The organism is Amycolatopsis sp. BJA-103, assembly GCF_002849735.1.
In the GTDB taxonomy this organism is placed as follows: domain Bacteria; phylum Actinomycetota; class Actinomycetes; order Mycobacteriales; family Pseudonocardiaceae; genus Amycolatopsis.
In genome coordinates, this window is the sequence record NZ_CP017780.1 from 1,678,234 (window position 1) to 1,701,186 (window position 22,953).

Consider the following 22,953-nt stretch of genomic DNA (forward strand, 5'->3'; position numbering starts at 1 on the left):
CGCGCTTTTGTCGGTGGCCCGGCCTAGGATCACCTCGTGGAACTGCCCGTGATGCCGCCCGTGAAGCCGATGCTGGCCAAGGCCGTGCACGAATTGCCGCGCACGCCGGGCCTGCTGTACGAGCCGAAGTGGGACGGCTTCCGCTGCGTGGTCTTCCGCGACGGTGACGAGGTCGTGCTGGGCTCGCGCAACGACAGGCCACTGACGAGGTACTTCCCCGAACTGGTCGGCCTGCTCAAGGAGGCCCTGCCCGAGCGCTGCGTCGTCGACGGCGAGATCGTGCTGGTCACCGAGGGCGGGCTCGACTTCGAGGCGCTCCAGCTTCGCCTGCACCCGGCGGCGTCCCGGGTGAACAAACTGGCCGAGGAGACACCGACGAGTTTCGTGGTGTTCGACCTGCTGGCCCTCGAAGACCGGGATCTGACGCCGGAGCCGTTCGGGGAGCGGCGGAAGCTGCTCGAAAGCGTCGTCGACACGAAGTTCGCCCGGGTGCACCTCACCCCGCTGTCCGAGGATCCCGACGTCGCCCAGGACTGGTTCACCCGCTTCGAGGGCGCGGGTTTCGACGGGGTGATGGCCAAACCCGCCGACGCACCGTACGAACAGGACAAGCGGGTGATGTGGAAGGTCAAGCATCAGCGGACCGCGGACTGCGTCGTCGTCGGGTTCCGGTGGCACAAGGACGGTGTGGGCGTCGGTTCGCTGCTGCTCGGGCTCTACAACGACGAAGGCGTCCTGCACCATGTGGGCGTCGCGAGCAGCTTCACTGCCGCGAGGCGTCGTGAACTGGTGGACGAACTCGCGCCACTGCGGGAGAACGCGCTGGAGAACCACCCCTGGCGCGAGTGGGCCGAGGCCCACGAGGAGGCGGGCGGCCGCATGCCCGGCGCGGGCAGCCGGTGGGCGCCGCAAAAGGATCTGAGCTGGGAGCCGCTCCGCGTCGAATGGGTCGCCGAGGTCCGCTACGAGCACGTCGAGGGCACGCGGTTCCGCCACGGCGGCAGGCTCGTGCGGTTCCGCCCCGACCGCGAACCGGCCTCCTGCACGTACGCGCAACTCGAAGAGGTCCCGCCCGCCGAGCTGGCCACGTTGTTCACCGAGCTGGGGGAAACATGAAGTCGGAACCGGTCACGCTGGACCTCGAAGGCGTCGAGTTCACGGTCTCCAATCCCGGCAAGGTCTACTTCCCGGAGAACGGCGAGACCAAATTGGACCTCGTCGAGTACTACCGCGCGGTTTCGGTGCCGCTGCTGGCACAGCTCGGTGGACGGCCCTTGCTGCTGGAGCGCTATCCCGACGGCGCGGGCGGGAAGTCCTGGTTCCAGAAGCGGGTCCCGAAGAACGCGCCGGACTGGCTGACCACGACGGTGGTGTCCACTCCGAACGGCACCACGTCGGACGCGCTCGTGGCGAAAGACCTCGCGCACGTCATCTGGGCGGTGAACCAGGGCTGCCTCGGATTCCACGTCTGGCCGAACCGGGCGGACGCGCCGGACATCAGCGACCAGCTGCGCGTCGACCTCGACCCGTCGCCCGGGATCGGGTTCCCCGAGCTGAGGCACGGCGCAGTCCTGACGAAGAGGCTGCTGGAGGAACTCGGCATCACCGCGCAGCTGAAGACGTCGGGCTCGCGCGGCCTGCATCTTTACGTGCCGCTGGAGCCGAAGTGGGACGCCTACCAGGTCCGCGCGGCCGCCGTCGCGCTCGCTCGCGAACTCGAGCGCCGCCATCCGGAGGAGATGACGGCGCAGTGGTGGAAGGAAGAACGCGGCTCCCGGGTGTTCGTCGACTTCAACCAGAACGCGCCGCACAAGACGGTGTTCGGCGCGTGGTGCGTGCGGCCGCGGGTCGGCGGGCAGGTTTCGACGCCGATCGGCTGGGACGAACTGGAGACCGTCGAGCCGGACAAGCTCACGCTGTCCACCGTTCCCGCTCGGTTCGCCGAACGCGGGGACCCTTGGGCGGAAACGAAACCGCAGTCGATCGCGCCGCTGCTGGAGATGTCCGAAAAGGACATGGAGAACGGGCTCATGGACGCGCCTTGGCCGCCGGTCTACCCGAAGATGCCGAACGAGCCGCCCCGGGTCGCGCCCAGCAGGGCCAAGAAAGAGAGTAACTAGAGGACGAAACGCGGTCAGAGCGGTAGGTCGAAGGCGAGTTGCGTGTTCGCGGCCGGCTCGGCCTTGCGGGTGGAGCGGTGGCCCGGCAGCGTCGCGGCGCACCTCGGGCACGGCGCGACGTCGGTGGTGGTGAGATCCACCGGCGTCCACATCCGGGATTCCTTGTCCCCGCAGGCGGAACGCCGGTAGCGAAGGTCTTCGGAGCGGGTCATCAGGTGCGCGGCGGGAGAATCCTCCGGCAGCGCGCCGACCAGGTACCAGCGTCCGGCGGTGTTCGTCATGGAACTGTCCTCCCGATACAGGTGGTCCAGCTCGAGATTCCTTCCGGAAAACAGTGTCAAGCAGACGCGCCGCGATTCCCGGTATTTCGGCCTTCGGCGTGTCAGTCTTGTCGGTCTTGTCAGTCCTGAATGAAACGCAAGACGCGCAGCATGCCTCGCTCGTCCACGACGTCGGAACCCTCCGAGACGCATTCCTCGAGACGCGCGGTGACGGCCTCGGTGTCGATTCCGGAGCCGATCAGCACCAGTTCGCTCCGCCGCGGGCCGCCGGACGGCCACGCAGACCGTTCCAGCTGGATGAACGAGCCCACCGTGTGCAGCCCGAACCGGGACCGCGGGCCGTTCGGGCCGAAGTCGAGGAAGCCCTTGATCCGGTAGAGCCCGCCGGGGCGCTGTTCGAGGAAGTCCATCAGCCGTCGCGGGTCCAGCGGGCGCTCGGCGGTGAAGGCGACGCTGTCGTACGCGGTGTGGAAGTGGTGCTCGTGGTCGTGCTCCTCCTCGCGGAGGTCGTCGAACGACATCTGCCCGGCCCGGTCGCGCGGCCGGGCGTCGAAGAAGAGGGCGGGGTCGATCCGGCCGTGGGAGGTCGCGATCACCGGGGTGCCGGGCGCGATCTCGTCGATCGTGCCGCGCAGCTTGGCCAGGGCATCCTCATCGGCGCGGTCGGTCTTGTTGAGCACGACGAGGTCGGCGAACCCGAGGTGCTCGTCCAGTTCCGGGTGCCGTTTCCTGGTCGCCTCGAACTCGGCCGCGTCGACGAGTTCGACCAGGCCGCCGTAGGCGATGGCGGGGTTCTCGCTGGCGATCATCAGGCGGATGAGGTCACGCGGTTCGGCGAGGCCGCTGGCTTCGATCACGATGACGTCGATGCCCGCCTCGGCCTCGGACAGCTTGGCGAGCATCGCGTCGAGACCGCTCGCGTCGACGGCGCAGCACAGGCAGCCGTTTCCGAACGACATCATGGTGTCGACCTGGCCGGAGACGGCCATCGCGTCGACCGCGATGCTCCCGAAGTCGTTGACCACGACACCGATCCGCGCGCCCTGGCGGTTCGCCAGCAGGTGGTTGAGCAGGGTGGTCTTCCCGGAGCCGAGGAAGCCCGCGACCAGGATGACCGGAATCCGCCTGTCCACCACGAGCCTTCCTTTCCGCCGGAGATCACCGCACTCTAGCGACGGCGGGCACGGGTCACTACACCGGCACCGGGAAAGAGGAGAAGACCTCGTGAGAGAATACGCTCGAAAGAGTGAAGAATATCTTCTGATAGAACGATCATAAGGTGATCTTGTGGCGTGTGATCATTTCTCCGGATCCCATTCCGTGAATATCCCGCGAAGTCGTACTCAATTCCAAATGTTGTCGTCATCAAGCTTTCTACCTGCGTAAATGTCATCCTGGGTGGAGTCTCTGCCATTTGGTGGATCGGACTCGTCTTTCTGTGGGGTATCGTCTTTCGTCTGGTCCGGACCCGGCCGTCTCGCCGCTCAGACGTGATCCTCCGGGCATTTCCGAGTGCAGGAGGAAATGGTGATCGTTCCCGCCGCCGGTGCCGGCGTCGAATTCGGAGAGTGGGAGGCCGAAGTATCGACGGCCTCCATGCGGGTGACGGATATCCCCCGCTTGCCTCCGGAAGTGAGTCCGCGGGGACGGAGCGTGGACCTGGCCGAGGCGGAGGACTTCCTCCGGCTCTTCCACGCCGAGACGGAGGCTGGGGAGACGCGGCTGCGCGAACGATGGGACGGGGTCCGCGCCGAGATCGACGAGACCGGCACGTACCGGCACACCACCGACGAACTTGAGTTCGGCGCCCGGGTGGCCTGGCGGAACTCCGCGCGCTGTATCGGCAGGCTCTACTGGCAGGGATTGAAGGTGCGGGACCGCCGTGACGCCGCGGGCGCCGCCGCCATCGCCGACGAGTGCGTCACCCATTTGCGCGAGGCGACCCGGGGCGGCCGGATCCGTTCGACCATCACCGTGTTCGCGCCGGACGGCCCCGCCGGTCCCGGGCCGAAGATCCACAACGACCAGCTCATCCGCTACGCGGGCTATCGGCTCAGCGACGGCTCGGTGCTGGGCGATCCGCGCCACGCCGACTTCACCGAGACCGTCCGGGAGCACGGGTGGCGCCCGCCCGAGCGCAAAGGCTCGTTCGACGTCCTCCCGCTGCTCATCGAGTCCGAGCCGGGGGAGCGGCGCCTGTTCCGGCTGCCGTCGGACGCCGTCCTGGAGGTCCCGCTGTCGCATCCCGACCACCGCTGGTTCGCCGGGCTCGGGCTGCGCTGGCACGCGGTACCGGCGATCAGCAACATGCGGCTGGTCATCGGCGGGATCACCTACCCCGCGGCCCCGTTCAACGGCTGGTACCTCGCCACCGAGGTCGGCGCGCGCAACCTGGCCGACACCGACCGCTACGACCTGCTGCCGGTGATCGCGGACCTGATGGGCCTGTCGACGGCGTCGGAGCGCACCCTGTGGCGTGACCGCACGCTGGTCGAACTGACGCTGGCCGTCCAGCACTCCTTCGACGCGGCGGGCGTGACCGTCGCCGATCATCACTCCGAATCGCGGCGGTTCCTCACGCATATCGCCAAGGAAGAACACGCGGGCCGCCGTTGTCAGGCTGAGTGGAGCTGGATCGTCCCGCCGCTGTCCGGCGGGCAGACCGCGGTGTTCCACCGCTATTACGACGAACCCGACCCGGCCGCGAGGCCGGCCTTCCTGCCTCCCGGGTAACGCCCCGACGGGTGAAGAGGTGAGCCGAATGCGGCGTGTCGATGTGCCGGACGGTGGCACGGGTTGCGGCCGCGCGGACAATGGAGGCATGACCGCAGTGCTCGTCGCCCATGCCGGCCGGTCCGGCGGGACAAGGGAGATCGCCGAGGTGATCGTCGCCGAGCTGCGCGAGAGCGGTCTGACGGCCGATCTGCTGGACGCCGCCGAGGTCGAGGACGTCGAACCGTACGGCGCGGTGATCTTGGGGAGCGCGCTGCACCACCGGCGATGGCGGCCGGAGGCGGTGCGCCTGCTCACCGAACACGAGGAAGCGCTCCGGAACCGCCCGGTCTGGCTGTTCCACAGCGGGCCTTGCGGACCGCTCGCCGCGGGCAAACGGGTCAGCCTGCCCGCGGGGGTCGCCCTGCTGGCCGCACGGATCGACGCCGAGCGCACGGCCACCTTCGGCGGCAAGCTCACGCCCGCCACCGCGAGCGGCCTGTTCTGGAAGATCATGGCGATGGGCCCCTGGGCCGGAGACTTCCGGGACTGGCCGTCGATCCGGGCCTGGGCACGCGATGTCGGCCGACGCGTGCGTATTCGCGTCACCCTTTGACAGCACAGTTTGATAAGTGTCCTGTTGTAGGGTGTTTCCATGGACAAAAAGTTCACCGCGAAGCTGCTCAAGAGCCCGGAGAAGGGCGGCTGGACGTACGTGATCATGCCCGGCTCCGCCGAGTACTTCGGCACCAAAGGGCTGGTGAAGGTGCGCGGCACCATCGACGGACATCCGTTCCGGAGTTCGTTCATGGCACTCGGCGACGGCACCCACAAACTCCCGGTGAAGGCCGACGTGCGCAAGGCGATCGGCAAGGGAGAGGGTGACACGGTCGACGTCGTCCTGCTCGAACGGTTAGAGGGCTGAGTGGTCGCGGTCTGGAAGCCTTCCCCGGTCATCAAGATCTACGAGGCGCTCGGCGCGGTGGCCGACGGGCGGGTCGAGGTCGACGGTGACACGGCGCGCGTCGCGTCGTCGGACAAGGCGAAGACGTACGACGTCCGCCACGATCCGGCCGCGGGCTCGATCACGGCCAACGACAACGGGTCCTACTGGCAGGGATACCTCGGATACCCGGGTATCGCGTACTTGATGGTGCGCGGCGTGCTGACCTACGACAGCGGCCTCGCCGTCGAGCTGGCAGGCGTGCCGTGGAAAGAACTCGCGACCAAGTACCGCAACGACTGGGCGAAGGTCGAGAAGCACGTCCGCGACGATCTGTCCGGCCGGGGCGTGGACCTGGACCGGTTCGACGCCGGGCTCGCGGAGATTTCGGAACAGCTGGAAAAGCTGGCGCTCACCAAGCTTTCCCCACGGTTGCGCCCGCCGAAGTCGTGAGTGGTAAGGACGGTTCTGGTGGACCGGTATTTGCCTGCCCACTGGATCCTGATGTCATCTCGGTGGCTTGTAGAGCTTGTTCTGGATGCCGATGTGGGCGAGTGGGGAGGATTTGAGACGTTCAACGTCTCAAATCTTCCCCGCTCGGCTGCCGTTCGCGAGGTTGCGGGGGTGGCACGGTCTTGATCAACGGAGGATCGGGGACGCTCAACGTCCCCATTCCTTCATCGTCAAACATCCTTCACACTCGAACGTGCCGCGGTGAGATTCCGGTGTCATCGAACTCCGAGACCTGAGCGACTCCCTCGACTACCGCACACCATCTTCGCCCTGGTCACGCGTAGGTAGGCGAATACCGGTCCGCTCTAACCGCCCTTACCACTCACGAGACCCAGTGCTCAGCCGCAGTGTTCCGAAGGGCTGTCGTACTTCGTCCCGCCCGCGGAACCGCCCCACTTCACGCATTTGTCCGCCGCGGCCGCCCGCACCGGACCGGCGAACCACGAGAACGACCCGGAGTCGGTGAGCCGGGCCGACCCCTGGACCTCGAGGTAGGCCGACGTCGCGGTCGCGGTGCCCGCGGACGCGCTCTTCATCGTGCTGACGCAGTTCTGTCCGTTGGAAGCGTTGTAAGACAGGTAAACCGTGCCCGCCGTGCCGAGCGGCGCCGAGTCGATCACGCCGTATCCGCTGCCGCACGCCGGGGCGCCGAGCGTCGCCTCGGTGACGGTCGAGAAGCGGATGGTCTCGTTGGCGTTGCCCGCCGGGCCCGCTTCGTACAGCACGCCGACCGAACCCGATGACAGCTGGACCATGTCGGAGTACGCCGCATCGCCGCTCCACACCAGCGTTCCGGCGGAGTTGCCCTGCCAGTTCGCGCCTTCGTCGAACGACGAGCGCACGACGAGTTCCTTGCGGCGGTCGCACACCGACGGTGCGGCGAACAGGATCCGGTTGTACTTGCCCGCCTTGTCGGTCGCGGTCATCCGCGCGGTCGAGGCCTGCACGACCGGGGTGATCAGGTCCTCTTCGAAGGTGAACTTGGTCGAGAAGCTCGCGCCGCCGTCGGAACTGAGGGCGTACGCGCGGTTCTTCGCGCCACCGCTCAGGCACTTGTCGCCGTTGTTGGCCTGGTTGCGCGCCGCGGCGTAGACCCGGCCGTCGAGCAGTTCGGTGACGCTGATCTCCTGCGGGTTCAAGGTCGCCGCCGGGCTGTCGGTGGCGCCGCGTTTCCAGGTGACACCCTGATCGTCGCTGTAGATGAGCGCGCCGCTGTTCTTGCCGCCGGTGGTGTAGCTCATCCCGGCGACGATCCGGCCGGCGTGCGCGCCGCGTGTCAGCACGATGCCGTGCGACGGGCCGGTCGCGAGCCACTCCGGCGCGGTGGCGAACCCGAGTTGCGTGGTGAGCACCTTGGGGGCGGCCCAGGTCTTGCCGTGGTCGTCGCTGATCGAGACGCGCGGAATCCGGTTGCAGTCGGGGTTCTTGACGCATTCCATCACCGAGAGCAGCACGATCCGCCCGGTGGAGGGGATCACGATCGGCGTCGGGTTTCCTTTGGTGTCGCCGAAACCTTCGATGACGACCTTCGAGGCGCTCCAGCTCTTCCCGTTGTCGGCCGAGCGTTTCACGACGAGATCGATGTCGCCGCGGTCGTTGCAGAAGCTGGCACCGCCCTTGCGGGCCTCGGCGAACGCGAGCAGTTCGCCGTTGTTCGCCTTGACGACGGCGGGGATTCTGAAACAGTCGTAACCTTCTGTTTTCTCTTTGTACACCACCGTGTTTCCAACGGCGGCGGTCGCGGCCGGTGCGGCGGGGGAGGCGCCGACCGCCGCGATGGCGACGAGGGCCACGAAAAGGCCCTGTGCGACGCGAGAGATCTTCACGGGAATGCTCCGTCCTGGATCGTGTTCCGGGTGACGGGACATCAGAGTCCTTCCCGGTCGTACAAGGCGCGTACAACCCGGTTTCGCGTTCTGTGTCAGGTGACGCAGAACGAGAGGCCGTTCCCTGTCAAAGTTCCTTCAGCCGGCCACGGCGCGACATCGGAAGGGGAGGGCCGCATGAAGGTGATCGATCCCGAGGGGCGTCAGTGGGAGATCATTCGCCGTTTCGCGCCGTGGCGCCGGTGGGTTCAGCCGTTCGCGTTCCTCAAAGGTGGTTACCGGCATTACAAGATCACCGCGGACTGGACGCTGTATCTCAAGGACCTGCCCAACGACGACCCCGAGGACGGGCCCGTGAACAAGGCGGCCGTCGGACTGCTCGGCGTGCTGGTCTTCCTGGAAGCGCTCGTCGAGATCCCGTTCTATCTGCTCTTCGGGCTGCTGCTGGTGCCGGTCCGGTGGCTGGAGATGCTGGCGCAGGGCGTCGCGGGGTCCGTCGCACAGACCGTCCGGTGGTTCCGGAAGGCACCCGAGCGGGTCGATGTCGCCGGTTGGAACAAGGATCGGACCGGCCTGGTCTCGCTGGCGATCCTCAAGGTCCACCGCGATCTCGCCGACCCGTTGACGACCGAACTGCGCGCCCTGTTCCGTGACCGGATCATGTTCGATCCGGGTGACCCCGCGGTGCGTGAAGTACTCGACCGTTTCGACGTGCGAGTGGAGAAGCACCGCACCCTGCTCCGCCGCCGGACTGCCGCGATCGCCACATGACGGCGGGCGATCTGTGCCAGGATCCGGTCACCGGTGAGGGGGAACGTGATGCGGGTGACCGATACCGACGGCGGCGAGTGGCTGATCGTGCGCCGGTTCGCGCCCTGGCTGCGCCGGATCCGCCCGCTCGCCATCGTCACCGAGAGCGAGAGCTACCGGGAAGTGTCGTTCACCCGGCTCCGCGGCGGGCCCGCCGCCGGGAAACGACCGGGCTTCGAGGACTGGCTGATGCTGGGGTTCGCCGTCGCGCAGGCGGCCGGGCTGGCGCTGATCCTGTCCCCGGTCATCCTGGCGGAGCTGGTGGCCTGGGCGGCGGTGGGCGCCTTCCTCTGGCTGGCGAGGCTCACCGGTCTCATCCGGGCCCGGATCGATCTCATCGCGCCGCCGCCGGCCGTGCGCAGCCTCGCGCCGGTGCGGGTCCTGCTGGTGCCGGGGAGCGCCGCGGCCAGGCTCACCCGCGAGCTCGGCGAACTGATCGGGACCACGCCGGACTTCGACCCGGAGAACGAGCCGCGCGTGCGGAAACTGTTCTCCGCCACCGGAGCGCGGGTGGAGCGGCATTTCGGCCTGCCGTGGCGGCTCAGCGGTCGTCGGGTGCCAGCTGCCTGAGGTCCTTCAGGCTCCGGACGACGAGCCGCTGGCGCCCGGTGCTGAGCAGTCCGTCGGTGCGCAAGGTCCGCAGCGTCCGCGCGACGGCTTCCCGTGACGCGGACGCGAGTCCCGCGAGGTCCTGCTGGCTGATCCGGAGAGCGATCAGGGTGCCGTCGGGGACGGGGACGCCGTACCGCTCGGCGAGATCGACCAGGATCGCGGCGATGCGTTCGGCGGCGGTGCTGTCGCCGAATTCGGTACGGCGAGAGTTGGCGTAGCGCAGTCGGGAGGTGATGATCCGGAGCAGGACGACGGAGATGCCGGCGTGTTCGCGGAGCACGGAGTTGAACGCCCGCGAGGACAGCCACAGCCCGGTGACCGGTTCGACGGCGATCGCCGTCGCCGAGCGCAGGGCGCCGTCCATCGACGCCATCTCGCCGATGATGTCGCCCGGATCGCGGACGGCGAGCACCGCGTCGTAGCCGCCGGTGGACACCGACGTGATCTTGACCCGCCCGGTCATCAGGATCAGCACCCAGTCCGACCGGTCGCCCTCGCGGATGATCACCGTCCCGGCCGGGTACCGACGCAGCTCGGCCTCGGCGCGCAACGCCTTGCGCTGGCCGTCGTCGAGCAGTTCCCAGAGCCTGCCGGGTGAATCGTGCGGCTCCGCCGCCGGCTGTGTCATGCCTGTTCTTCGCCTCCGTGCGCGATGGTACGAGCACGGGCCGCATGCCGCTCGGGCAGGGTTAACCCGAGATCTCTTGGTATGCCTGGGAAAGGCGTTTGATCCCGTCCCGCACCTGCGCGCCGGTCGCGGTGCTGACGTAACTCAGGCGCAGATAGGGCCCCGGAGCCTCGGCCGCGAAGTAGAGCCTGCCGGGCGTGACCGCTACTCCGGCGCGGAAAGCGGCGCTGGTCAAAGCGACTTCGTCGACGAAACCGGGCAGAGGCTGCCACAGGTGATATCCACCGGTCGGGACCGGGACGGCGCGCCAGGAGGGCAGGAACTCCCGCAGCGCCGAGACGGCGACGTCGCGGCGTTCGCGCAACGCGACGGCGAGGGTCCGCAGATGGCGTGTCCACGCGGGGGAACTCACCAGCTCGAGGGCGGTTTCCTGCAGCGGCCGCGGGACGAAGAAACTCTCGACGGCGTGGAGCCCGCGCAGCCGTTCCAGTGCCGGGCCGCGGGCGGCCAGCGCGCTGATCCGCAAGCTCGGTGACGCCGGTTTGGTGAGCGACCGGATGTGCACCACGACACCGTCGGGGTCGTCGGCCACCAGCGGTGGCGGGGGAGCGGGGCTGCCGGGGTGTGCCATCAGGCGAGCGAAATCGTCCTCGATGACGAAAGCGCCCGCGTCACGGGCGATCCGCAGGACCTCGGCCCGGCGTTCGGCGCACAGCACGGCGCCGGTCGGGTTCTGGAAGGCGGGCTGGCAGACGAACAGGCGGGCGCCGGTGTCGCGGAAGGCGTCGGCGAGCAGTTCGGGCCGGACGCCGTCGCGGTCGATCGGCACCGGTACCGGCCGCAGCCCCGAAGCCCTCGCGATGGCCAGCATCCCCGGGTACGTCGGCGATTCCACCAGCACCGGCGCGCCGGGGGCGCCGAGCGCGCGCAACGCCGTGGTCAGCGCGCTCTGCCCACCCGCGGTGACCAGCACGTTCTCGACGTTCACCGGGCTGCCGATGTCGCGGGCGAACCAGGCCCGCAGTTCGGGGAGGCCGCAGATCGGCGGCCGGGTCCACGCGCCGGGACGGCGTCCGGCGCGGGCCGACGCCGTCGCGAGTTCGCGTTCCGGATGGAGGCTCGGATGCGTGTAGCCGCCGTTGAGATCGATGACACCCGACGGCGGGTCGCTCAGCGCGGCGAGCACTCCGGTCGCGTCGATCGCGCGGATCCCGGTCTGTGAGCTCAGCGCCACCTCCTGCCACGAGACGTCGCCGGTCACCGCGACCTCGCGTGGGGGCGGGGCGCGGAAGACGCCGGCGCCGGGACGGCTGGTCACCAGGCCTTCCGCGGCCAGCGCGGCAATGGCGCGCGACACCGTCACCGGGCTCACCTTCAGCTGCCGGACGAGCTCCCGGCTGGACGGGAGCTTTCCTTCAATCGGATAGCGCTCAAGCTCGGACCGCAGCTGGGTGACCAGGCTGGCGACACTGCTACCATCGGACATGAGACTGGATGATAGCGCTATCGCGGACCGGGCAGTAGCGGTCCGCTCCGGGACCGCCCTGGCGGCGCTGGGTGTCTTCGCCTTCTCCTTCACGTTCCCCGCCACCGTCTGGGCGCTCAAGGGCTTCGGCCCGTGGACCGCCACCGGCGTGCGGAGTGTCCTGGCCGCGCTGGTCGCGGCCGCCTGTCTCCGCGCCTTCCGGGTCCCGCTGCCGAAGCGCGAGCAGTGGCGCGGCCTCGCCGTGGTCGCCCTCGGGTGTGTCCTCGCGTTCCCGGTACTGACCACGCTCGCCCTGCAGACGTCGTCGACGGCGCATTCGGCGGTGGTGATCGGGCTGCTGCCGATGGCCACCGCCGTCGTCTCGTCGAGACTCACCGGGCACCGGCCGTCCCGCCGGTTCTGGCTCGCCGCCGCGGTGGGCGCGAGCGCCGTCGTGGTGTTCACCGTCGGCCAGAGCGGCGGCGGACTGTCCACGGCGGACCTGTTCCTGTTCGGCGCGCTCGTGCTGTGCGCGTTCGGGTACGCCGAGGGCGGGCGGCTCGCCAGGGAAATGGCGGGCTGGCAGGTGATCGGCTGGGCGCTGGTGCTCGCGCTGCCGGTGACCGCCGCGTTCGCCGTCTTCGGCCTCGTGACCGAGCCGCTGCACGTCACCGGCGAGGGGATCGCCGGTCTGCTGTACGTCGCGCTCATCTCGCAGTTCGGCGGGTTCTTCGCCTGGTACAAGGGAATGGCCGAGATCGGGGTCACGCGGGCGAGCCAGTTGCAGCTGGCCCAGCCGTTGCTGACGCTGGTCTGGGCGGTCCTGCTGCTCGGTGAGCACCTTCCGGCGGCCGCGCCGGTGACGGCGTTGATCGTGGTCGCCTGCATCGTGGTGACCCAGCGGTCCCGGAGTTAGCAACACGGCCACGTCGCGATTCCGCCAGACCGCGGTGTCCGCGCGGTGATGGGCTGGGGCACATGATCGCCCCGACCCTCGACACCACCGCCCGGACCCCGCTGAAGGGATGGCTCGCCGTCCTCGCGGTGACACTGGGGATCTTCTCCCTCGTCACCACGGAGATCCTGCCGATCGGCCTCCTGACCCCGATCGGCGAGGACTTCCGGATCACGCCGGGGACGGCGGGCCTGACCATGACCCTGCCCGGGTTCCTCGCCGCGCTCGCCGCACCGGCCGTCACCGTCGCCGCGGGCCGGATCGACCGGCGCGCCCTGCTGTGCGCGCTGATGGTGGTGCTGGCCCTGGCCGACGTCCTCGCGGCCACCGCGCAGGCCTACTGGGCGGTGCTCGTCTCGCGAGTACTGGTCGGACTGGTGATCGGCGCGTTCTGGGCGATCGGTTCCGGGCTCGCCGCGCGGCTCGTCGGCCCCGCACGCGCGGGTACGGCGACCGCGGTGATCTTCTCCGCCGTGCCGCTCGGCTCCGTTCTGGGAGTTCCGGCGGGAACGTTCGTCGGCGAACTCTTCGGCTGGCGGGCGGCCTTCGCCGTGATGGCCGTCTTCACGTTCGGCGTGCTCGCAGCGCTGGCCCTCACGCTGCCTCCACTGCCGCCCGCGGGCACCACCCGGCTCGACGTCCTGCGCGAGCTGACCCGCGGCCGGGCGACCCGGCTCGGCCTGCTCGTCACGGTGCTGGTCGTGCTCGCCCACTTCGGGACCTACACCTACGTCACCCCGCTCCTGCGCCAGGTGACGCAGGTGAGCCCGGAGCTGATCACCGTCTTCCTGCTCGTCTACGGCACCGCCGGGATCGCGGGCAACTTCGTCGCGGGCGTGGCGATCGCCCGCGATCTGCGGCTCACTTTCCTCGCCGCCGCGGGCCTGATCGGTCTCGCGACACTCGCGTTGCCGTTCCTCGGCGACTCGAAAGCAGCCGCGCTCGCCCTGCTGGTCGTCTGGGGCTTCGCCTACGGTGCGGTCCCGGTCTGTTCGGGAACGTGGTTCGCGAAGGCGGCACCGCAGGCGCCCGAAGCCGCGTCGGTGCTGTTCACCTCGTCGTTCCAGGCGACCCTCTCGGCGGGCGCGCTTCTCGGCGGGATCGTCGTCGACTCGGTCTCCGTCCCGGCCGTGATGGTCGCCGGCGGGGTGGTCGCGCTGCTCGCCGTGGCCGTTCTCAGCCGAGCACGGACAGCGTGACCAGGGCGGTGGTGCCGACCAGCAGGGTGGAGAGCAGGCCGAGCACCAGGGCACGGCCCCCGGTGCGGACGAGCGTGCCGATCCGCACCGCGCAGCCGAGCCCGAACAGCGCTCCGGCCAGCAACAGTGTGCAGGCGACCTTGGCGACGTCGAGCGCGAAACCCGGCACGATCCCGGTGCTGCGCACGGCGGCCATCGCCAGGAAACCGAGGACGAACAGCGGGACCAGCGGCGGCCGCTTCCCGTCGGCGGGACGGTGGCGTTCGGCCACGCCGACCGCGGCGACCATCGGGGCCAGCAGGACCACCCGGCTGAGCTTGATCACGATGGCGACCGCGATGGCCGCGCTGCCCGCGGGGGTGGCCGCGGCGACGACCTGCGCGACCTCGTGCACGCTGAGCCCGGCCCATTCGCCGATCCGGGCCGCGTCGAGGCGCAGCCAGCCGCCGAGCAGCGGGACGGCCGCGATGGCGAGCCCGCCGTAGAAGGTGACCAGCGCGACCGCGGTCGCGACGTCGGAGTCCTCCCGTTTGACGACGCCTTCCATCGCGGCGATGGCGGACGCGCCGCAGATCGAGAACCCGGTCGCGACCAGCATCGCCAGGCCCCGGGGCACCCCGAGGAGCCTGCCGAGACCGATCGTGCCGAGGAACGTGATGCCGACCGTGAGCACCACGGCGAGCAGGGTGCCGGGGCCCAGCGCGAGGACCGACGGGAGCGAAAGCTGCAGGCCCAGCAGCACGACACCGGCACGAAGCAGCTTCTTGGTGACTCCGGAGATCGCTTTCCGGGTCTCGTCCGGCAACGACGGCAGCGAGCCGGCGAGGATGCCGAGCACGACGGCGATGGTGAGCGCGCTGACGACCGGGACCGCGGTGCCGACCAGGTACGCGGCGGCCACTCCGGCACCGGTGATGGTCAGCGCGGTCAAGTAGGGCTTCGCCGGTCTCACGTGCGTCTTGCTCATGGTTCGAGCCTCGCCCGGCCGGGGTGGCCTCGGTAGCCGTGAGTACCAGGGGTAGGTCATAGACTTGGGCTATGACCACACCCGATCTGGACTCCCTGCGCCTGCTGGTTCTCGTGGACGAACTCGGCAGCATCGGGCAGGCCGCGACCAGGCTCGGGATCGCGCAGCCGTCGGCGAGCAAACGACTGTCCACAGTCGAGCGACGACTCGGACTGGTGCTGGTCGACCGGACGCGGCGGGGTTCCGTGCTGACCCCCGACGGCCAGGTCATCGCGGGCTGGGCGCGTCGTGTGCTGTCCGAAGTCGACGGCCTGCTCGACGGTGCCGAAGCGCTGCGCACCCAGCACGAGGCGCAACTGCGGGTCGCCGCGAGCATGACCCTGGCCGAGTATCTGGTGCCGGGCTGGATCGGCGAGCTCAAACGCGGCGACCCCGGGCTGTACCTCGGCCTGGAGGTCACCAATTCCGATCAGGCCGCCGAACTGGCGAGGGAGGGCAAGGTCGACCTCGGGTTCGTCGAGTCGCCCGGCTCGTTGCCCGGCCTTTCGTCGAAGCGGGTGGCCACCGATCGACTGGTCCTCGTCGTGCCCGGAAACCATCCATGGGCCCGCAAGCGACGGCCCGTGACCGCGGCCGAACTGGCGATCACGCCACTCGTGGTCCGCGAACCGGGTTCCGGGACCAGGGAGACCGTGGACACCGCGCTGCGCAAGGCCGGTGTCGGACCGGCGAAACCGTTGCTGGAACTGGGTTCGGCCTCCGCGGTCGGCAACGCCGTGATCGCGGGTGCCGGTCCGGCGGTGATCAGTGAACTCGCCATCGTCCGGGACGTCGCCGAAGGCAGGCTCGTCCCGGTCGCCGTCGAGGGCGTCGACTTCGGCCGGGAACTGCGGGCGGTCTGGCCCGCCGGGCGGCGGCTGGCCGGTCCGGCCGCCGCGCTGCTGGCCATCGCGGTGCGGAATGCGAAATCCCGCTGAGTCCTTTCACGTTTCTCTGTGAACGGTTCGTTAATCGCGCGTGATACCGAAAGCCCCGCCGGGGTGATACCGACGATAGGGCGAATCGTCGGCAATTCCCCGGAATGGCGGTGGACCACCATTTCCGGTGGTACTGGCTAAAGCGGAATGGTGAACTCCGGGTAACAGGCCGGATGGCGTATCGGGTGTTGGGACACCTGGTCGTTGACGGTTCTTCCCTGCTACTGCGGGAAAACCGCGCGTCGTGGATGTCCGCCCTGTATCCGGAACGCTAATTTTTCGCGACGATCCTCGCGTTTCGCAGGTCGGCGTACCGCCATCCGGTTCCTGTGACCGGAAACCCTACTGTCGAGTATTGACGTGAAGCCCCGCCTGCGTTTAAGTACGCCCGGTAACCAAATCACTCTTCCGTGTGCTCGGAGGCTTCCCGTGGGTAAGTCGCTTCGTGGCGCCGATGCCTCAATGTCGACCGGTACGGCGGATCTGCTCATCGCGGTGCATCCCTTCGGTGTGCCCTCCGCTCGGTTCGCCGCGGCGGCGACGCGTGCCGGTGCGCTCGGTGTCCTGGACCTGACCAGCGGAAACCGGGCCGCGCGCGAAGAACTGGACTTGGCGGAGAGTCTGCTCGAAACCGGCTTCGGCGTCCGCGTCGCGAGACCGGCGGAGCTTCCCCTGGCGGTGCACACGGTTCTGCTCGCCGCGGGCACCACACTGTCCACTGTGGACTTCGGTGACCGGCGGGTACTCGCCGAAGTCACCAGCCGGGACGAAGCCGTGCGAGCCGTCGCCGCCGGGGCGAACGGTCTCGTCGCCCGAGGTCACGAGGCGGGCGGCAGGATCGGCGAACTCGGCACCTTCGTCTTCCTGCAGCAGTTGCTGGCCGACCCGGCGATCGGGGGCCCGGTCTGGGCGTACGGCGGGATAGGCGTGCATACGGCGGCCGCCGCGGTCACCGGTGGCGCCGCCGGCGTCGTGCTCGACACCGCGTTCGCGCTGCTCCCCGAAGCGGATCTCCCGTCGGACGTCACCATGGCCCTGGAAGGTCTCGACGGTTCCGAGACCATTGTGGACGGCGGAATACGGGGCCTCCGCCGACGTCCGGACCTGGAAGTGGGGCAGGACGCGTTCCTGCCCCAGCGTTTCCGCGACACCTGGGGAACGCTCCCGGCCGCGATCCGGGCCGTCCACGCGTCGATCGCCGGTGGCCTCACCGCTTCGGGCGGTGTCCTGCCGCTCGCGCAGGGGCCGATGACGCGGGTCAGCGATCAACCCGAGTTCGCCGGAGCCGTCGCCGCCGGGGGAGCGCTGCCGTTCCTGGCACTGGCGTTGTCCGGGCCCGCGCAGACTCGCGAGATGCTCGAAAAGACCAAGGCGACACTGGGTGACGCGCCTTGGGGTGTCGGCGTCCTCGGGTTCGCCGCGGAGGAGGTCCGAGCCGCGCAACTGGAGGTGATCCGCGAGGTCCGGCCGAGTCACGCGATCATCGCCGGAGGCCGCCCGGCGCAGGCGAAGGCGCTGGAAGACGCCGGTATCTCGACGTTCCTGCACGTCCCGTCACCGGGACTGCTGCGCCAGTTCCTCGAAGCGGGGGCGCGCAAATTCGTCTTCGAAGGTGCCGAATGCGGCGGGCACGTCGGCCCGAGGGCCAGTTTTCCGTTGTGGGAAGCCCAGATCGGTGTGCTTCTCGAGTACGCGGGCGAGATCGAGGTGTACTTCGCGGGTGGAGTGCACGACGAGCGATCGGCCGCGATGGTCGCCGCGGCCGCGGCGCCGCTGACCCGGCTCGGCGCGACCGCCGGCCTCCTGATGGGGACGGCGTACCTGTTCACCGAAGAGGCCGTCCGCGCGGGCGCGATCCTGCCGTTGTTCCAGCGCCAGGTCGTCGAAGCCACGCGCACCGACCTGCTGGAGACCGCTCCGGGCCACGCGACGCGATGCGTGCGTTCGGCCTTCACGACCGAGTACGCGGAGCTCAAACGCGAGTTGAAAGACCGGGAAGTACCGGATCGTGCGGCGTGGGAGCGGCTGGAGAAGCTCAACGTCGGACGGCTTCGCCTGGCCAGCAAGGGAATCGAGCGGATCGGGGACGCGCTGAGCCCGGTCGCCGAAGACCGGCAGCTCGCCGAAGGCATGTTCATGGCGGGTGACGTCGCGGTCCTCCGCTCCGAGGTCACCACGATCGCCCGGTTGCACGAAGCCGCCGGTCCCGGGGCGCTGGCGTTCCGCGAAGCCCGTGCCGCCGAACTGCTCGGCGAGCGGGACGACGAGCCAGCCCCGGAACCGCTCGACATCGCCATCGTGGGGATGGCCTGCGTGTTCCCGCAGGCGGGTGATCTCCCGTCGTTCTGGGCGAACATCCTGTCCGGAGTGGACTCGGTCACCGAGGTCCCGCCCCAGCGCTGGGATCCATCGCTCTACTACGCGCCCGATGGTGACGGCGAGAAGACACCGTCGCGGTGGGGCGGCTTCCTGCCGGAGATCCCGTTCGACCCGCTCGACCACGGCATCCCGCCCGCGTCGCTCGCGAGCATCGAACCCGTCCAGCTGCTGGCACTGGAAGTGTCGAGGCGGGCGCTCGCCGACGCCGGCTACGCCGAACGTGCCTTCGACCGGTCCCGCACGTCGGTGATCTTCGGCGCGGAGGCCGGGAGCGACCTGTCCAACGCGATGACCCTGCGGACCGTGCTCCCGTCCTACCTCGGCGAACTCCCGGCCGAACTCGACCGCCAGCTGCCGCGCCTCACCGAGGACTCGTTCCCCGGCGTCCTCGCCAACGTCATCGCGGGCCGGATCGCGAACCGCCTCGACCTCGGCGGCGCGAACTACACGGTCGACGCGGCGTGCGCGTCGTCGCTGACCGCGGTCGACGCCGCCTGCAAGGAACTCGTCACCGGCACCAGCGACCTCGTCCTGTGCGGCGGCGCCGACCTGCACAACGGCATCAACGACTACCTGCTGTTCTCCTCGGTGCACGCACTCTCCCCGTCCGGCCGCTCGGCCACCTTCGACGGCGGCGCCGACGGGATCGCGCTGGGCGAGGGCGTCGGATGCGTCGTCCTGAAACGTCTGGCGGACGCCGAACGCGACGGCGACCGAGTCTACGCCGTCATCAAGGGCGTCGGCAGCGCCAGCGACGGCCGGGCGCTCGGGCTCACCGCGCCGCGGCCCGAGGGGCAGCACAACGCGCTGACCAGGGCGTACCGCAACGCCGGGATCTCGCCGTCGCGCGTCGGGCTCGTCGAAGCGCACGGCACCGGCACCGTCGTCGGCGACCGCACCGAACTCGGCACCCTCACCCAGGTCTTCACCGAGGCGGGCGCCGAACCCGGCCGGTGCGCGCTCGGTTCGGTGAAGTCCCAGATCGGCCACACGAAATGCGCCGCCGGGCTGGCCGGGCTGATCAAGGCGAGCCTCGCGCTGCACACCGGCGTCAAACCGCCGACGCTGCACCTGGAGCGGCCGAATCCCGCGTGGGATCCGGCGAGCAGCCCGTTCGCGTTCCACACCGAAGCGCGGCCGTGGGCCGAGGACGAGCGCGTCGCCGGGGTGAGCGCCTTCGGCTTCGGCGGCACCAACTTCCACGTGGTCCTCACCGCCCACGAAGGCGCCGTCCCGCCCGCGAAGACCCTCGACGAATGGCCCGCGGAACTCTTCCTGTTCGCGGGCGAGGACGACGCGGCCGCGATCAAGGCCGCGCAGGATCTCCTGGCCGCCACCGGCGAGGGCTGGCATCTGCGCGATCTGGCGCTCGCCGCGTCCCGCCGGGCGGAAGGGCGGGGTGGCCGTACGAGGTTCGCCGTCCTCGCGTCCACTGTGGACGAACTGGTCGTCCTGCTACGCCGGGCCATCGCGGGGGAGCGGGACGAGAACGCGGGGATCTTCACCGCCGACGGCGAACCGGCGGGCGAGATCGCGTTCCTCTTCCCCGGGCAGGGCAGCCAGCGGCCCGGGATGTTCGCGGACCTGTTCGTCGCGTTCCCCGAACTGCGGCGCTACCTCGCGCGCGCCGGGAACACCGTCGACGCCCTGTTCCCGCCCGCCGCGTTCGACGAGGCCGGACGCGAGGCACAACTCGCCCGGCTGACCGACACCCGGGCCGCGCAACCCGCGCTCGGGATCGTGGGCCTCGCCGCGCACCATCTGCTGGAGAAAGCCGGCGTGCGGCCCTCGATGGTCGCGGGCCACAGCTACGGCGAACTGGTCGCGCTGACCGCCGCGGGCGCGTTGAGTTCGGCGTCGCTGCTCGCGTGCAGCGAGGCACGGGCGGAGGCGATCCTCGGCGCGACCGGCGGCGGCGACCCGGGAGCGATGGCGGCCGTCGCCGCGAGCGCCGACGACGTCACCGCCGTGCTCGTCGCCGAGGGCCTCGACGAGACCCTCGTCCTCGCCAACCGGAATTCGCCGAAGCAGACGGTGATCTCGGGCCCGACCGCCGCCGTCGGCGTCGCCGTGGAACGGTTGCGGGACCGCGGGGCCGGGGTCAAGACGCTCCCGGTCGCCTGTGCGTTCCACAGCCCCCTGGTCGCCCCGGCGGAGACGGAGTTCGCCCGCGTGCTCGACACCGTCCCGGTCACCGGACCGGAGATCCCGGTGTGGGCCAACCGGACGGCCGGCACCTACCCGTCGTCGCCGGACGGGATCCGTGCCGAACTGGCCGCGCAGATCGGCGCGCCGGTGCGGTTCGCGGACCAGATCGAAGCCATGTACGAGGCGGGTGCCCGGACGTTCGTCGAGACGGGTTCCGGATCCGTCCTCACCCGGCTCGCCGCCGCCGTTCTCGACGGCCGTCCACATCGGACGGTCACCTTCGAGAGCGGCCGCCGCACCGGGATCGCCGGTTTCCTCGCCGCCCTGGCCAGGCTGGCGGTCGCGGGCGTGGACGTCCGCACCGGCAGGCTGTTCACCGGGCGCGCGTGCACGGACGCGCTGTCCGCGCGGCCGCCGAAGAAGGCGGGCTGGACCGTCGACGGACAGCTCGTCCGCACCGCCGACGGCCGGATCCCCGCCGCGGCACTGCATCCAGCCCAGCGAATCCCCACGGAGGCGATCGTGACATCCCGGCCCGGCACCGACGGCGGTGAGGCGCTCGTTTCGGAGTTCCTCCGCACCAGTCGTGAGATGATCGCCGCGCAACGGGACGTCCTGCTCGGCTATTTCGGCACGGAGCCCGGCGCCCGCCCGGTCCCGCCCGCCGCCCTCCCCGCTCTCGCCACGTCGCCCGAGCCGGTACCCGAGCCCGTTCGCGCCGAGGTCACTCCCGAACGTTCGGTGTTCGACGTCGTCGTCGAGGTGATCGGGGAGCGGACCGGCTATCCGGTCGACATGATCGAGCCCGATCTGGATCTGGAAGCCGACCTGAGCGTCGACTCGATCAAACGCGCCGAGATCGCCGGCGAGCTGGCGACCCGGCTGGGCCTCACCGGCGGCGATCCCGAGGAACTGGCCAAGGCCAGGACCGCCGCCGCTCTCGCGGACCTGATCACCGGCGGCGGCACCGAAGCCGCCCCGCCCGCCGTCGAAACCGACGCCGTCGTCGTGGCGCCCAAGCGTTATCTGATGCGGGAATTCGACCTCGCCGACGCCGTCCCCGCCGACGAGGAGCTCGCCGGGCTCCGCTTCGCCGTCGTGGGCGAAGGCCAGGTCGCCGAGATGCTCGTCGCCCGCCTCACCGGATACGGCGCGGAGACCGAACTGGTCCACGGTGTGCCGGAGCACGGCGCGGACGGGGTGTTCCACCTCGCACCGTCGTTTCCCGACGATTTCCCGCTGTACCAAGCCGTTCTGGCGCGCGGACCGCGCTGGCTCATCGCGAACGGCCCCGTCGACGGAGCCCGGGGCTTCTTCCGCACGGTGGCCAGGGAGTATCCGGACACGGTCGCCCGCGTGGTCGAGCAGCACCCTGAATCCACTGTGGACGAACAGGTCGAGACCCTACTCGCGGAGTTGTCCGCCGGTGATTGGGAACCGGTCGTCGTCCGCCGTGACGGCGCGCGGCGCGGGTTGCGGATGACCGAGGAAGGTCTCGGCCTGCTCGGCAGCACGGGTGCCGGTCCGGCGGGCGACGGGACCGCCGAAGCCGAAGCGCTCGGTCTGGACCGGGATTCGGTCGTGCTCCTCGTCGGCGGGGCGAAGGGCATCACCGCCAGGCTGGCCACCACGCTCGCCTCGGTGTCGCGATGCCGGATCGAGCTCTTCGGCCGCACGGCCGTGCCCATCGAGGGCGAGGAACCGGACATCGCCACGGCGAAGACGACGGCGGAACTGCGCGCGGCCCTGATCGGGAGCGGGCTGGCCAAACCGGCCGAGATCGAGCGGACGATCCGGATCATCGAGGCCGAACGGGAGGTCCGCGGCACCCTGCGGCGGATCGGCGCCCTCGGCAGCCCGGTGCGCTACCACTCGGTGGACATGCTCGACGCGGAGGCCGTGCACCGCGCGGTCAAGGAGATCCACGCGGAGCACGGCCGGATCGACGGCATCGTCTACGCGGCGGGCGTCATCGAGGACAAGCTGATCGCGGACAAGGATCCCGCGTCGTTCGACCGCGTCTTCGGCACCAAGGTCGAAGGGGCGAGCACCCTGCTCGCGGCGGCGGGCGAACTGCCGGAGGCCCCGAAGTTCGCCGTCCTGTTCGGCAGCGTCGCCGCGACGCTGGGCAACCGGGGACAGTCCGACTACGCGGCCGCGAACGACGCGCTGGAGGCGCTCGGGCACCGGTGGGCCACCGTGTACGGCCGCCGCGGGCTCACCGTCCACTGGGGACCATGGGCGCCGACCGGGGTCAACAACGGGATGGTCACCCCGGAACTGATGCGGGACTACGCCCGGCGCGGGATCGAACTGATCGACCCCGAAGAAGGCACGCTGAGCCTGCTGCGCGAACTGGCGTGGGGCGACGAGGACCTCACGGCCGTCACCTACACCGCGTCGGGGTGGTGACCGGTG

Annotated in this window: 18 protein-coding genes; 12 read left to right on the forward strand and 6 right to left on the reverse strand. The window is 70.0% G+C overall.

Going from position 1 to position 22,953, the window contains the following annotated elements:
• Window positions 1–36 precede the first annotated feature (36 nt).
• Both BKN51_RS07535 and ligD read left to right on the forward strand, forming a co-directional pair.
• Window positions 37–1,116, forward strand: coding sequence for an ATP-dependent DNA ligase (locus BKN51_RS07535; RefSeq protein WP_199193089.1), 1,080 nt, complete (start codon window positions 37–39; stop codon window positions 1,114–1,116).
• Window positions 1,113–2,120 (forward strand): non-homologous end-joining DNA ligase, encoded by a 1,008-nt coding sequence (gene ligD / locus BKN51_RS07540; RefSeq protein WP_101606928.1) that lies wholly within the window; start codon window positions 1,113–1,115, stop codon window positions 2,118–2,120. The genes BKN51_RS07535 and ligD overlap by 4 nt, the downstream gene beginning before the upstream one ends.
• Before the next feature lie 14 nt (window positions 2,121–2,134).
• On the opposite strand, the gene BKN51_RS07545 is transcribed toward ligD, so the two are convergent.
• Window positions 2,135–2,401 (reverse strand): hypothetical protein, encoded by a 267-nt coding sequence (locus BKN51_RS07545; RefSeq protein ID WP_101613101.1) that lies wholly within the window; start codon window positions 2,399–2,401, stop codon window positions 2,135–2,137.
• Between the two features lie 119 nt (window positions 2,402–2,520).
• Window positions 2,521–3,537, reverse strand: a complete 1,017-nt coding sequence (locus tag BKN51_RS07550; protein ID WP_101606929.1) for a CobW family GTP-binding protein — start codon at window positions 3,535–3,537, stop codon at window positions 2,521–2,523.
• Between the two features lie 388 nt (window positions 3,538–3,925).
• Here BKN51_RS07550 and BKN51_RS07555 point away from each other — a divergent pair, with 388 nt between their 5' ends.
• The 4 genes from BKN51_RS07555 (at window position 3,926) to BKN51_RS07570 (ending at window position 6,509) form a co-directional block, all read left to right on the forward strand.
• Entirely contained in the window at window positions 3,926–5,134 is a 1,209-nt protein-coding gene (locus BKN51_RS07555; protein WP_168214288.1) for a nitric oxide synthase oxygenase, read from the forward strand.
• A gap of 88 nt (window positions 5,135–5,222) precedes the next feature.
• Entirely contained in the window at window positions 5,223–5,729 is a 507-nt protein-coding gene (locus BKN51_RS07560) for a flavodoxin domain-containing protein (protein WP_168214289.1), read from the forward strand.
• 39 nt (window positions 5,730–5,768) lie between these two features.
• Window positions 5,769–6,038, forward strand: a complete 270-nt coding sequence (locus BKN51_RS07565; protein WP_101606931.1) for a DUF1905 domain-containing protein — start codon at window positions 5,769–5,771, stop codon at window positions 6,036–6,038.
• Window positions 6,039–6,509: a hypothetical protein gene (locus BKN51_RS07570; RefSeq protein WP_101606932.1), complete on the forward strand. Its 471-nt coding sequence runs from the start codon at window positions 6,039–6,041 to the stop codon at window positions 6,507–6,509.
• Window positions 6,510–6,907: 398 nt separating this feature from the next.
• On the opposite strand, the gene BKN51_RS07575 is transcribed toward BKN51_RS07570, so the two are convergent.
• The gene (locus tag BKN51_RS07575; RefSeq protein ID WP_101606933.1) at window positions 6,908–8,395 is read right to left on the reverse strand and encodes a sialidase family protein; all 1,488 of its coding nucleotides are present in this window, start codon (window positions 8,393–8,395) and stop codon (window positions 6,908–6,910) included.
• A gap of 177 nt (window positions 8,396–8,572) precedes the next feature.
• Between BKN51_RS07575 and BKN51_RS07580 the strand changes: the two genes are divergently transcribed.
• Together BKN51_RS07580 and BKN51_RS07585 are read left to right on the forward strand one after the other, a co-directional pair.
• The gene (locus BKN51_RS07580) at window positions 8,573–9,166 is read left to right on the forward strand and encodes a hypothetical protein (protein ID WP_101606934.1); all 594 of its coding nucleotides are present in this window, start codon (window positions 8,573–8,575) and stop codon (window positions 9,164–9,166) included.
• A 48-nt stretch (window positions 9,167–9,214) separates the two neighbouring features.
• The gene (locus tag BKN51_RS07585; RefSeq protein WP_101606935.1) at window positions 9,215–9,775 is read left to right on the forward strand and encodes a hypothetical protein; all 561 of its coding nucleotides are present in this window, start codon (window positions 9,215–9,217) and stop codon (window positions 9,773–9,775) included.
• Here BKN51_RS07585 and BKN51_RS07590 read toward each other — a convergent pair.
• Window positions 9,747–10,445 carry a Crp/Fnr family transcriptional regulator gene (locus tag BKN51_RS07590; protein WP_101606936.1) on the reverse strand — a complete coding sequence of 233 codons (699 nt, stop codon included), beginning with the start codon at window positions 10,443–10,445 and terminating at the stop codon, window positions 9,747–9,749. The genes BKN51_RS07585 and BKN51_RS07590 overlap by 29 nt on opposite strands.
• Before the next feature lie 61 nt (window positions 10,446–10,506).
• A complete protein-coding gene (locus BKN51_RS07595; RefSeq protein WP_101606937.1) occupies window positions 10,507–11,931 on the reverse strand; it encodes an aminotransferase-like domain-containing protein in 1,425 nt (474 codons plus the stop codon).
• Here BKN51_RS07595 and BKN51_RS07600 point away from each other — a divergent pair.
• Window positions 11,930–12,826, forward strand: a complete 897-nt coding sequence (locus BKN51_RS07600) for a DMT family transporter (protein ID WP_101606938.1) — start codon at window positions 11,930–11,932, stop codon at window positions 12,824–12,826. The two genes, BKN51_RS07595 and BKN51_RS07600, sit on opposite strands and share 2 nt — an antisense overlap.
• Before the next feature lie 62 nt (window positions 12,827–12,888).
• Window positions 12,889–14,064: an MFS transporter gene (locus BKN51_RS07605; RefSeq protein ID WP_101606939.1), complete on the forward strand. Its 1,176-nt coding sequence runs from the start codon at window positions 12,889–12,891 to the stop codon at window positions 14,062–14,064.
• Here the strand turns inward: BKN51_RS07605 and BKN51_RS07610 are convergent.
• Entirely contained in the window at window positions 14,042–15,031 is a 990-nt protein-coding gene (locus BKN51_RS07610; protein ID WP_101606940.1) for a YeiH family protein, read from the reverse strand. The two genes, BKN51_RS07605 and BKN51_RS07610, sit on opposite strands and share 23 nt — an antisense overlap.
• Window positions 15,032–15,102: 71 nt before the next feature.
• On the opposite strand from BKN51_RS07610, the gene BKN51_RS07615 reads away from it, so the two are divergent.
• Window positions 15,103–16,008 (forward strand): LysR family transcriptional regulator, encoded by a 906-nt coding sequence (locus tag BKN51_RS07615; RefSeq protein ID WP_101606941.1) that lies wholly within the window; start codon window positions 15,103–15,105, stop codon window positions 16,006–16,008.
• 462 nt (window positions 16,009–16,470) lie between these two features.
• The gene (locus BKN51_RS07620; RefSeq protein WP_101606942.1) at window positions 16,471–22,947 is read left to right on the forward strand and encodes a type I polyketide synthase; all 6,477 of its coding nucleotides are present in this window, start codon (window positions 16,471–16,473) and stop codon (window positions 22,945–22,947) included.
• Window positions 22,948–22,953: the final 6 nt, after the last annotated feature.